Below are 11,937 nucleotides of genomic sequence, written 5' to 3' on the forward strand. Positions count from 1 at the left end.
TTCATTTAAGCTTGTTCAATTAAGTTTACATGCATAATCCTGAAATTTTTTGTAATCTCTGTGTTTACATTCAACTAATATTTTGGTCCCGCCTGGCTCGTAAGTAGTTGCATAAACATGAGCATGTTCATTAAAATATGAAATTATTTGTCCTTGGTCGTATGGAATGAGCAACTCACATTGCATATAGTCGGCAAAAATATTTTTCGATATAACATGAATCAATTCATTAATCCCTACTCTCTTTTTGGCGGATAAATAGACAATATCACCTTCAATGCGGGGAAGCTGAGTTGCTGTTAAATCCCCCTTATTGTAGGCATAGATAATGGGAATATCCTCAACCCCAATTTCCTGTAAAGTTTGGTTGGTGACTTCAATTAGTTTCTTATGCTGGGGCTCCGAGTAATCAACAACATGAATAATTACATCGGCTTCGGCCAGTTCTTCCAAGGTAGATCTAAATGCTTTAACTAAGTGATGCGGCAATTTGTTGATAAAGCCGACCGTATCCGTAAGCAGAAAAGATTTGTTATCCGACAATTTAATTTTTCTTACGGAAGTTTCAAGGGTTGCAAACAGCATATCTTTCTCAAAAACCTGTTTATTTATGTTTTGATTAAACATCTCTACCATTGCGTTCATAATTGTAGATTTTCCGGCATTGGTATAACCAACCAAAGAGACTACGGGCAGGTCATTTTTCTTGCGTTTTTTTCGTTGTGTTTCGCGCTGCGCAACAAGCGTTTCCAACTCCTTCGTCAAAATTGTTATCTTCTCTTTAATTACTCTGCGGTCAAGTTCTAATTTTGTCTCTCCCGCGCCCCTGTTTTTTAGTCCTGCTCCCCCGCCCTGTCTGCCTAAAGAGTCTCTCTGGCCAACTAAGCGAGGCAGCATGTATTGCAGCCTGGCTATTTCCACTTGGAGCTTGGCTTCTCTGGTCTTGGCCCTTTCGGCAAATATATCCAAGATCAGCATTGTACGGTCAATCACTTGTTTATTAAGTCTTTCTTCAAGCTCGCGAATTTGAGATGGGGATAACTCGTCATTAAAGATTACTACATCTGCAGCCGTCGACTCAAGCAAATCGATAACTTCTTGCAGCTTACCCGTGCCGATGTAGTGTGTTTTATTGATACGTTGCAGATTCTGCGTTATTGCTCCGGCCACTTCCAGGTTACATGCGGCTGCTAAGCCATATAATTCTTGCATTGAATAGGCAAAATCCTCTTCTTGGTTATTCAGATTCACTCCAATTAATATTGCTTTTTCACTTTTAGCCATTTTCCATAACCCTCCAAACTGTTTTTTCATAAAAAAACACAGGTTATCTGCCTGTGTTGAAGAGTAAATGGACAAAAGAGATCAAGGGGCCTGAAATGAATCTTCATGGATAAAGTTGTTCTTTATTTATTTAAAGACAACAAAAAAGAGGGTAGAATTGTCCCTCTTTTTAGCGTATTCGTAAAATAAAGGCTTCCCTAAAAATAGACAGACTAATCCCATTTACTCTGCAAACAAGCAGAGACTTTAAACGTATTAAATTAACGGTTTAAAGTTTGGAAACGAAGTCTGATATAGTATTTCACAGGGAAAAACCTCATTTCTTTAAAGTTAAACTTATCTTAACATAGTAGCTGGTTATTATCAATATTTTGTTGTTGACCCCGGGCCAACAGCGCAAATTTTTATGCAGTTGGCCGAACCGAAATCATCGGTTGGGGTAGAAGGCACACCGCTCTTTTCGGCACCCGTGGGGATGACGCTCTACGTGCTCGCAGATAATTGGCCCGGGCAGAGCCGTTGATACAGTAATATGCAAATATTCCCCGGCCAGTTGGGCACTCTCGGCGAGAGCCGTGCGAACAAAGTTTTTGCAGCAGCACGGCCCTGTTTCCCGGGCAATGACAGTTATTATCTTACTTACAACTTGCATTGTAGTGGCCGTTTCCCGGTCCTTCGGACAGGCCGCCCCCAAAATAACGCTAAAACACGCGCCAATGGCCGGAGCAATGCCGCAAACACCGGTTAAACCACAGTACCCGCCGATGGCCTGTCGCCGGGTTCGGTTCAGCACTTCATGAATTTGGTCGCTGGTAATTTTAAGCATACCCTCGTTTTTTATGGCCGCCATAAAAGAGCCGGCCGCTATCCAGGCGTTTTCGCAGCCGAGCATGGGCACTTTGTCCCGGTAGTTCATCAGAGTTTCGGCAATTTCCAGGGGATTCTTAATGGTTGTGGTAAGCACATAATCCCTAATCAGGTCAAAAACGTCTTTCCCATGACAAGCATCACAAATGTAATGGCCATTGGAGCAAATAATATTGGCGACCTCGGTTTTTCCACAGCGGAAGCATTTAAGCTCTTTTCCCTCCGCAAAGTATATTAATTTGCCGTTACAGATTTGGCAGTTTTCGGTGCTGCCCGGTGTATGATACCGATCGGTATCCAAACCGGGAGCTCAACAATTGGCTGTATTCTGATTCTCGCCAGGAGTTTGATTGGTAAATTCATCCACGCTAACCAGCTCCCAAGGGGTTTATTTATCTTTTATTTCTACACTGGATAAAAATATTCCCCTGTCAGATGAACTTAATTTTCTTCTTGCATTGAACTTTAATAATAGCAAATACTAGAAATTGAAAAATTAAGAAATCTAAGGATTATGTATTATGGGGGTAAAAATATGTTCGAAAAACCAAAGCTTTTGCAAATTGTCAGACCTACGGAGGGTGGTATAGGCAGGCATATTATTACTCTCGTAGACGGACTGCAGGAAGAATTCGATGTTACGGTGGCCTGTCCGCAAAAAAGCGCCCTGGAAGATAAACTCGCCGGGGAAAATATAAAAACGCTGCCGCTGCCTTTAGCTGGAGAAGTTTCCCTGGAAAAAGATTATGCTTCATTTAATATTCTGCGTAAATTCATGCGTCAGGAACAGGTGCACCTGGCACACGCCCACGGAGCTAAAGCGGCTCTTATTGCCAGGCCGGCCGCTCTGTGTGCAGGGGTACCCTCTATTTACACGGTACATAACTCAATTTTTAATGAGCACTGGCCGGCCTGGAAAAATAATATAGCTGCTGTTGCAGAGCACGTTCTTTCGTGGTCTACCGGCTACATTTTAACCGTTTCCAATGCGCTGGGTGAAGAAATCAGGCATAGACAAAAAATTTCCCCGGCAAAAATCAAAGTTATCCATAATGGAATCCAATTAAGCGGCTTTGACCATAAAGGAACCAAACAAAACCTAAAGGAAGAGTGGAATATCCCATTAGACCGCACCGTAGTTGGAACTGTTGCCAGAATGGCTCCGCAAAAAGGACTCTCCGTGCTGGTAAAAGCTGCAAAACAGCTGATCGGCAAATATAACGTACATTTTCTCATTGTTGGTGACGGGCCTTTAAGGGGAGAACTCGAAGAGCAAATCCGGTTGTCCTCAATCAATGACTACTTTACTTTTACCGGTATGCTTAAGGACATTTCTCAGGCGTACTCGTCAATGGATATATTTGTACTGCCGTCAATAACAGAGGGTTTACCCCTTACCGTATTGGAGGCAATGGCTTTTTCCTTACCGATTGTGGCCACGTCTGTCGGGGGGGTGCCCGAGATTATTGAATCCGGTGAGTGTGGTTTCCTTGCCCCGCCCGGTGACCACCAAGCACTAGCCGCCCAAATAGCCGGCCTGCTCGATTGCCCCGCTAAAAGAACCGAGTTTAGCCATAAAGGCAGACACAGAGTACAGGAAAAGTTTGCCGCCGCCAAAATGATTGAGGAAACAAAAAATATTTATTATAGTTTATTGAAAGAGCCCAGTTATAAAACTTATTTAGCCTATGGGGGCAACCCAAATTAATATTTGCAGGGTTGCGTTTTAATGTTATATTCGTGGTAGCAGCATGCTATATATCCTGTTGAAAGGGTGGTTTAAATGTGCGGGCGCTTTACACTGACGGTGGAACTATCTTCTATTATCAAGGTTTTTCAGGCGCAAATAGACAACGCCGGCTTTGCTTACGGCAAGCGTTACAACATTGCCCCCGGCCAGAATATTTTAGCAATCACCCACACGGAGGAAACCAGGGAAATATCCTGTATGCGCTGGGGGCTAATACCCCACTGGGCCAACGATATTTCTATCGCAAATAAGTTAATCAATGCCCGGGCTGAAACTGTTGACCGGAAGCCTTCCTTTAAACCTTCCTTTTTAAACCGCAGGTGTCTTATCCCTGCCGACGGCTTTTACGAGTGGCAAAAGAAAGCTGGCGGTAAAATACCCCATCGCATCACGCTGCCCGGCCGGGAAGTCTTTGCCTTTGCCGGTATCTGGGCTAAGTGGCGATCGCCTCAGGGCCGGGATATTCACTCCTGCAGCATTATTACCTGTGAAGCAAATGCTCAAATGAAAGATATCCATAACCGCATGCCGGTTATATTAACCGAAGAGAGAGACTACCACACCTGGCTGACCTCAGATAATACCACCGCTCTGAAAGAGCTGATGCAGCCCTTCGACGGTCCTATAATGGTTTACCCGGTTACCCGGCAAGTGAACTCCCCGGGTAACGATTTTCCTTCGCTGATTGATGAGCAAATTATAAATTAAGTTGTCGCTAGCTGAAAGAGATAGATTATAACGATCTTTCGGTTTTTTTTTGCATTAAACAATATTGTAAAATAAGCTCAGTATTTGTTGCAAAGTATACATTGATTTTTATATAAAAACTGCAATGTAAATACTTCCAATAAGTAATAAATTGATTATAATAACTAAAATCAAAGAAGGAGGTGACAGGTAAAAGAAAAGTATATGTAACAATAAATAAGATAGGAGGAGTATGTGTTGAAAAAATTTCGGCTAGCCATAATATTTACCTTGCTTTTAACTTTTGGATTAGTTTCATTTGCTAATGCTGCGGTTGTAAATAAGCAAGATAATAACGTTCAATGGCTGGGACATTCAGCAACTTTAATTACTACAGAAAAAGGCTTGGATGTTTTTATTGATCCGTGGATAACCGATAATCCAAAGTGCCCGGTAACTAAAGAAAACATTAATCCAGATTTAATTCTCGTTACTCACAACCACTTTGACCATATGGGAACCGATGTTCCATACTTTGTAGAAAAAAATCCAAACTGCATAGTAGTGGTTCATAACGACGTAGTGTCGGCATTAAATGAGATGGGAATAACTGAAAAAAATATTGTTAGTTATGGCATGGGATTAAACTATGGCGGCCAAGCTGAGCTTGAAGGTATAAAAATAACAATGGTCCAGGCTATTCATAATCCCAGTGCTGCCGGCTATATTATTGAGTTAGAAGACGGTACAACGATCTACCATGCTGGTGATACCGGTATTTTTGCCGGTATGGAGCTTTTGGGCAACCTTTATGACATAGACCTCGCCCTGCTGCCGACAGGGAGTACATTTGTGATGAATCCTTTCCAAGCAGCACACAGTTTAAAACTTCTCAAGCCTAAAAAAGTGATACCTATACACTATGGTACTTTCGAAGTACTAGTTCAAGATGCTACGGAATTTGTAAAACTTAGTAAAAAAATTGCTCCGAACGTAAAGATAGAAGTTTTAAAACCCGGTGGGTCATTGAGATTATAAAACCCGGCACACATGTTATTAAATCAATAAATAACCCTGCCTGCCTTTTGGTTAGAAGGTGGACAGGGTTATTCTTATTGACGGCATAGTTTAGATATTGGGATATTCCCTGAGCCTTTATGGTTTACAGCTCCAGCTAATTCAACAATTGCAGAAAATCTTCATTCAACTGCTGGTATAGCAAATCTATGGGCAGCTGAAACTCGGGCATACCGGCTGCATAGGGAGCGATCTCATACTGGCCAAAGCATAATACAATGTGATTGTCCTTGATGTAAAAGGGGTGGTTTTCGGATATAGACTGAAAGCCCATATCTCCTTCGAAATACATATCCTGTCCACTGTTTATCTGGTCGGCAATCTGCTTATTAATTTCCTTGTTGATTAAAGCTATATAATCGGCATTGTCCTTAAACAAATCCTGCAGTGCCAGCTGCCTGCCGTTTTGGGTGTCGAGATTATAGAAGTCCTTCCATCCATTGCCATGCGCTCCGCCGGAATACTGATATGTCTCCACAACCAGAGACAAAATACTGCCGGTGGTGTGGGCCTGGTATGCTACAGATAAGTGAAAGGGATGGGCTGTGAAATCATATTCCTTGGCGCTTGCGGCATATTCGTCGTAGCCTGCCTCCAGTTCACTCTTGGTTTGCATAGCCTTATCCAGCACTTCCCGGTTTATTTTCTCTTGCAAGGATTGATTCGCCATACCGGAAATTACGGGGAGCTGCAGATTCAACTCCAGCCGGTCGGTGGAGGATTTGGTTTCCTGGGTATCAACACTTACCCCGCCGGTGGGAGTATTAATGGCAGCAGGCGCGTAGACCAGCACACTTTGGGTATTGCTGTCCCATTCCACTTTATACCCGCAGGCTTCGGCTACCCAACGGGCGGGTAGATAAATCCGGCCATCACGCAGGACAGGCGTCACATCCATGAGCACTTTTTTACTCTCTAAAACCTCGACAGCTTCGGCATCTAAGTAATTAATAACCAACTGCCGGCTTCCGGTTTCCAATCCAATACCGATGTTGTTATCGCCCTGAAAGATTAAGCTAACCGTGCCCGTTGATTGATCCCACTTAATGAACTCATCCTCGGCTCCCAGTGCGCCGGCAAGAAAACGCACCGGCACATAAGTTCTGCCATCGGCAATAAAAGGTGCAGCATCCATAGTTAATTCGGTGGAATTAACCAGATACTTGTTGTTACCTGTGTGAAATACAACTTTTTCAGCCGGTGCTGCCAGCGCACTGCCGGGCAGAATTAAAGTCAATAATAATATTCCGGCCAGCATCATCAGTTTTTTCATCCTATACCCTCCCAGCGTCAAATATCATTTATTGGATAATATTTGACGCTGTACCCTTTATACCTGCTAACCGTAGTTACCGTCTCAAATTAAAATTAATGTTTGCACATTAGAGGAAAACACCCGGGCATAAAGAATTATTAATCAATAATTTTGAGTAAAGGAGTTATCTTAATAATGGGCTTTTTGCGTGACATAACGGATAATGATTCAGAAATCGACATACAAAAAGTACAAAATGAATTTGCCAAAATACTTGTAGCGAATGAACAAGTTGAAAAAGCCTACAAACTTAACCACGATTTATTTATTTTTACTAATCACCGTCTTATATTGGTTGATAAACAAGGGGTTACGGTAAAAACGCTGGTGTACCACTCAATCCCCTTTAGAAATATTACCCACTTCAGCATTGAAACGGCGGGCCACTTTGACTTGGAAGCAGAGTTGAAAATATGGGTTTCCGGCGATGCCAACCCTATCACCAAACAATTCGACGAAAGCCTGGATGTTTACGAACTCCAAAGTGTCTTAGCCGAATATGTTTTTCAACCTTGACTTTTTGACGTAGTGCATATATAATAGCTAATGCAACCAAATAAAGATGTCGTCGGGGCGTAGCTCAGTTTGGCTAGAGCGCTACCTTGGGGTGGTAGAGGCCGCACGTTCAAGTCGTGTCGCTCCGACCAAAAAAGATAAAGCTTCCGGAAAACCGGAAGCTTTATCTTTTAAAAAAAACAGGGGTCAGGCTTTAACTTTCTTAAACTTATTGATGTTGACCGCTTAAAATATTGCTAGTATAAGCTAGTACTTCAAGAATGCCAATTTCATGAGAGGGCAAGACTTTTTCTTCTACGTGCTTGTGGTGTGGATACCTTTTTTAAATCCTGGATCTCGTAAGACTCTATGAACTCGGACTCATCTAGTAGTTGTAATATCTTTACCACTTTTTAACTCACCCAGTTTATCTTTGATTTCGTCGAATTTACGTTGATAAGTTTTCCATTCGACGTAATCCACATCCAATTATCCGAATAATACAGTTAGTTTAGACAAGTTTAAGTCTGACCCCAAATTACGTCTTGGTAATTTATGTCGGCCTTGAGTAAACCCTTATTTTTTAACCAGGTTATGACATTGTTTACGTCTTCTTCAACAGGAAGTTGAGGCAACGGGTAATGCTGCACTTTATAACTATCGGCGATTTGTTTAGGAACATTAATACTGGTTACCAATAGTTCTTTATACTGCTCGGGGTTGTTATTGATTTCTTCAACCGCCCTGGCATATGCATTGTAAAAACGGGATATTGCGTCATTTTTGCTGTTCAACGCTGTTTGAGTCATGATAATTACCGATTGAGATAGATTTTCTCCACTTGTATCATCTGCGACAACCCTGGCCCCGTTTGCCACGGCGTATGATATATGAGGATCCGGAACAACGATAGCATCGATCTGGTTATTCAGAAGCATTTCGATGCGCACCGGTATTTTGGCCACCGTGGTTTTATTAACGTCGGACGGGCTCATCCCGGCTTGCTCCAAAATACCGTCCGTAACATATTCAATAATTGAATTGTTAGATATGCCGATACTTTTGCCCTTTAAATCCTGCACCGATTTAATATCGCTTTTGGGGGCGGCCACAATGGCAAAGCGCCCTTCTTGCGGAGCAGAACCTAGCGCGATCGAAGTTATGCGCAGCTCCTCCCCTGAACTTTTAAGCATCAGCGCGATCATCATATCCGTGATCATACCGTCCAGCGCACCGGATTGAAAGGTGTTCTGAAGCTCTACGGGACTTAATAGCGGAACAAATTCGACCTGTACATCCTCGGCGTCAAAATATCCATTTTCCTGAGCCACCAGGACAGGTAAATTCTCCTCTGTCGTCAGGGAGCCAATTTTTAATTTGGCCGGTGAATTTTCCTGCCCGTTTTCCTTACCATCTTGAGCACAGCCGGTGGTCGCTGCCAGCATAAATAACATGCCCAGCAACATGACCAATAAAGATTTAACTCGCATCTAGCCACCTCCAGTTTTTTAAATTGCTGCCGTTTTATAAATGAACCCAGGAACAAAGCACTTTCTCACAGGCATCTAACAGCAGGTAAAGCAAAAACCCCATTAGGCCCATAGCAATGATCCCGGCAAACATTTTATCATAAGCTAAACTGCTCCATGAATTCATGATGAAGTAGCCGATCCCTTCCTGGGTGGCGTAGGTTTCCACGAGGAAGAGCACGGACATAGCCATACCTAAACCCAGCCTCAGAGAAGTTAGAATGGCGGGCAGGCAGGCTGGAAAATACACATGCCGGTACAAATCCAGCTCATTTGCTCTCAAACTCCTCACCGACAGCACGTATTCCCTGGGCAAATTCCTGGCTGCATCCCGGGTAGTAACCAAAATCAAATAAAAGATAACTAAAGTAATTAGCACAATTTTCGAAAGATTGCCGATACCCAAAAGGATTAAAAAAATCGGTAAGAATACAACTTTAGGTATGGGATAAGTCATATAAATCAAGGGAGCTGAAAACTCGTCGGCTCTTGTGTTTTTGCCGAGAAATAACCCCAGAGGAACTCCCAGAACGGTAGAAATTGCCAGGCTAACCGCAACACGGTAAAAACTAATTACTACGTGTGGCACTAATTCATTGGTAACAAGCTGAACAAAACTATTAAAGGCTGTTAAAGGAGTCGGTAAAGCGGGGGTGTTGAGCAGCCTGGACAACAAATACCAAAAAACAATCAAAATGTCGACTGCCACTAGAGTGTAAATAAATTTTTGCATCAGCTCTTTTGGCTGCATAACTAATTCCACCCTCTTAGGCTCGAGCGCAAGGAGTTAGCTAACTCCAAAAATTCCATTTTACCCCGGGCGGAGTAATCGCCGGCAAGCGGGTTGGTATATTCCTTGATAATGGTACCGGGACACTCCGACATGACAAAAATCTTCTGTCCCAGGAAGACCGCCTCTTCAATATTATGGGTAATCAAAAGAATCGTCAGCTTAGTCTCCTGCCAGAGCTCAATTAAAAAATCCTGCAATTCTTCCCTGGTAAGAGCGTCCAGCGAAGAAAAAGGCTCGTCCATCAACAACAGCTCAGGTTCGAGCACCAGGGATCTGGCGATAGCCACTCTTTGCCGTTGTCCCCCGCTCAGCTGAACCGGGTACCGTTTTCTCAAGTGTAAAAGTCCTAATTTGTCGAGAATCTTTTCAGTTCGCAATACAGTTTCTTGTTTGGAAAATCCTCTAAGCTCAAGGCCCAGCTTAACATTATCCCAGGTTGTCTTCCAGGGTAAAAGACCATACTCTTGTAGGATTAAAGCTGTCTCGTCACATTCCCCGGGCGCTTTACCATTTATACGTACCGTTCCTTGATAATTCTGATTTAAACCTGCCAATACACCCAGCAGTGTACTTTTCCCGCAGCCCGACGGTCCAATAATCACACCGGTACTCTCGATTGCAAGGGATAAGCTTAAATCTCTCAAAGCAGGAGTTATTTGGTTATCATGAACATAGCTAACTTGTAAAGATGCTATCGATAAATAATCCATCTCTTAACTCTTCCCCAGCCCTCTCAAGTTGAAATTAATTAAAGTTCGATAGGCCTGCTCCTCATTTAAAGGTTCGTCACTATTAATCCAGGCTAAAATAACCTCGCGGAATGCGCCTACAAATGCAGTGGCACTAACCTGGGTATCCTGCTCCGGAATCAACTTTTGTTCCATTAATTCGTCCAGGTCGATTTTGGTCAGCCAAATCAAATCATTGATAATATCCGTGAATTTAGTGTTAAAAACAGCATTATTCTGCGGGGTAAGATCCAAGAGGATCCTGGCCAGATTTTTTTTACTCATAAACATATTGATACAAGCTTTCATGGTTGCTTCCAGCTTGTCAAAACCATTTGTATAGGGAGCCCGTTCCTTTTTTATTAGATCAAGCAGTTCCTTGTAGATTTCTTTCAGCATCGTGTCAATCAGGGCGTCTTTATCCTTAAAATAAAGGTAAAATGTACCCGTGGCAATGCCGGCTTTTTTAGCAATAGCCTTGATTGAGGCACTGCCCATTTCCTTCTCGGCCAGGAGTTCTCTAGCCGCATTAAGTATTTTCCTTTTACGTGACTGCTGTTTTTCCAGTACTTTTTCAGTTTTATGGTATACCATTACCGGCTCCTTAAACGTGTGAGAATTATAATGCAGATAAAAAATGAATACCAGTTCAATACATGTATTGATTCTACTCTTCAGAATTTGCGATGTCAACATTTTTTTATTCGTACACAAGGGGACGGTTCTTAAAGGGTCCAATTGGAAGTTTTGCGGGAGAAAAACGGCTCAATGTCAGGTAACCCCTGATTTTGAGCCTTAAACTTTGATTACGCACAAAACTGCCTCGCAAAATTTTCAATTGCCATAGAAGAATGAAGTCGCTATTCTCCCAGCTATGGGAATTCAATCTTATTCTTCTGGTTCTTAAGCTGTAATACCACCTGATTTATACTAATTTTCTTCAAGCATCTCGTATTTTTTAAATAAAACCAGCCAAAATTGTGTATACTTACCCCCTCCCCACAAATGGGTCTTTGAAAATTTATTTAATTAATCGGCTATTATGGATAAGGCCTTGGGTATACCGAACGTACCGTCTTCATTTTACCTTTCTTGCATACCGGACAAACCGTTACATCTTTACCTAACAGGATACTGAGAATCTCAATGGTTGTAAGACCATCAAATTTGGGTTTGTAAGCAGGGCTAGAAGTTAGTTTTCTACACAGTTTAAGCTTTGTTTTTTTGTTCCGGTTAGCAAGTAAGCCATAGTGCCTGATTTTAACAAAACCCTTTGGAAGTATATGCATCAAAAACCGTCGGATAAATTCAACGCCTTTCAATATTACTGTCTTTTTACCACTGTCGGATTTCTTATCTCTAACGGTAAATGTCACCGTATGCTCATCCATGGATACAATTCTATTGTTAGA

The 11,937-nt window shown here is 42.4% G+C and carries 12 protein-coding genes and 1 tRNA gene; 5 read left to right on the plus strand and 8 right to left on the minus strand.

The window, feature by feature from the left end:
• Positions 1–15: 15 nt before the first annotated feature.
• Complete coding sequence (hflX, locus tag SPSYN_RS08110) at positions 16–1,284, minus strand: GTPase HflX (protein WP_161821954.1); 1,269 nt, start codon at positions 1,282–1,284, stop codon at positions 16–18.
• A gap of 427 nt (positions 1,285–1,711) precedes the next feature.
• Positions 1,712–2,518 carry a DUF5714 domain-containing protein gene (locus SPSYN_RS08115; protein WP_480935855.1) on the minus strand — a complete coding sequence of 269 codons (807 nt, stop codon included), beginning with the start codon at positions 2,516–2,518 and terminating at the stop codon, positions 1,712–1,714.
• A 168-nt stretch (positions 2,519–2,686) separates the two neighbouring features.
• On the opposite strand from SPSYN_RS08115, the gene SPSYN_RS08120 reads away from it, so the two are divergent.
• The 3 genes from SPSYN_RS08120 to SPSYN_RS08130 all read left to right on the plus strand — a co-directional run bounded on the left by SPSYN_RS08120 (position 2,687) and on the right by SPSYN_RS08130 (position 5,626).
• Positions 2,687–3,859, plus strand: a complete 1,173-nt coding sequence (locus tag SPSYN_RS08120) for a glycosyltransferase family 4 protein (RefSeq protein WP_161821955.1) — start codon at positions 2,687–2,689, stop codon at positions 3,857–3,859.
• A 75-nt stretch (positions 3,860–3,934) separates the two neighbouring features.
• Positions 3,935–4,609: an SOS response-associated peptidase gene (locus SPSYN_RS08125; RefSeq protein WP_161821956.1), complete on the plus strand. Its 675-nt coding sequence runs from the start codon at positions 3,935–3,937 to the stop codon at positions 4,607–4,609.
• 237 nt (positions 4,610–4,846) lie between these two features.
• Positions 4,847–5,626 carry a metal-dependent hydrolase gene (locus tag SPSYN_RS08130; protein ID WP_243152966.1) on the plus strand — a complete coding sequence of 260 codons (780 nt, stop codon included), beginning with the start codon at positions 4,847–4,849 and terminating at the stop codon, positions 5,624–5,626.
• 136 nt (positions 5,627–5,762) lie between these two features.
• Here SPSYN_RS08130 and SPSYN_RS08135 read toward each other — a convergent pair whose 3' ends face one another.
• On the minus strand, positions 5,763–6,938 hold the full coding sequence (locus tag SPSYN_RS08135; protein WP_161821957.1) for a stalk domain-containing protein: 1,176 nt from the start codon (positions 6,936–6,938) through the stop codon (positions 5,763–5,765).
• Positions 6,939–7,115: 177 nt separating this feature from the next.
• Here SPSYN_RS08135 and SPSYN_RS08140 point away from each other — a divergent pair, with 177 nt between their 5' ends.
• Together SPSYN_RS08140 and SPSYN_RS08145 are read left to right on the plus strand one after the other, a co-directional pair.
• Positions 7,116–7,496: a PH domain-containing protein gene (locus SPSYN_RS08140; protein ID WP_161821958.1), complete on the plus strand. Its 381-nt coding sequence runs from the start codon at positions 7,116–7,118 to the stop codon at positions 7,494–7,496.
• A gap of 53 nt (positions 7,497–7,549) precedes the next feature.
• Positions 7,550–7,627 (plus strand) — tRNA-Pro (locus SPSYN_RS08145).
• Positions 7,628–7,996: 369 nt separating this feature from the next.
• Here SPSYN_RS08145 and SPSYN_RS08150 read toward each other — a convergent pair.
• The 5 genes from SPSYN_RS08150 to SPSYN_RS08170 form a co-directional block, all read right to left on the minus strand.
• Positions 7,997–8,965: an ABC transporter substrate-binding protein gene (locus SPSYN_RS08150; RefSeq protein ID WP_161821959.1), complete on the minus strand. Its 969-nt coding sequence runs from the start codon at positions 8,963–8,965 to the stop codon at positions 7,997–7,999.
• 34 nt (positions 8,966–8,999) lie between these two features.
• Positions 9,000–9,755, minus strand: a complete 756-nt coding sequence (locus tag SPSYN_RS08155; protein ID WP_161821960.1) for an ABC transporter permease — start codon at positions 9,753–9,755, stop codon at positions 9,000–9,002.
• A 2-nt stretch (positions 9,756–9,757) separates the two neighbouring features.
• Positions 9,758–10,507 (minus strand): ABC transporter ATP-binding protein, encoded by a 750-nt coding sequence (locus SPSYN_RS08160; protein WP_161821961.1) that lies wholly within the window; start codon positions 10,505–10,507, stop codon positions 9,758–9,760.
• Positions 10,508–10,510: 3 nt separating this feature from the next.
• Complete coding sequence (locus tag SPSYN_RS08165) at positions 10,511–11,119, minus strand: TetR/AcrR family transcriptional regulator (protein WP_161821962.1); 609 nt, start codon at positions 11,117–11,119, stop codon at positions 10,511–10,513.
• A gap of 446 nt (positions 11,120–11,565) precedes the next feature.
• Positions 11,566–11,937, minus strand: a 372-nt coding sequence (locus tag SPSYN_RS08170) for a transposase (protein ID WP_202623767.1), incomplete at its 5' end; no start/stop codon positions are given.

Source organism: Sporotomaculum syntrophicum, assembly GCF_009932395.1.
GTDB classification, from domain to species: domain Bacteria; phylum Bacillota; class Desulfotomaculia; order Desulfotomaculales; family Desulfallaceae; genus Sporotomaculum; species Sporotomaculum syntrophicum.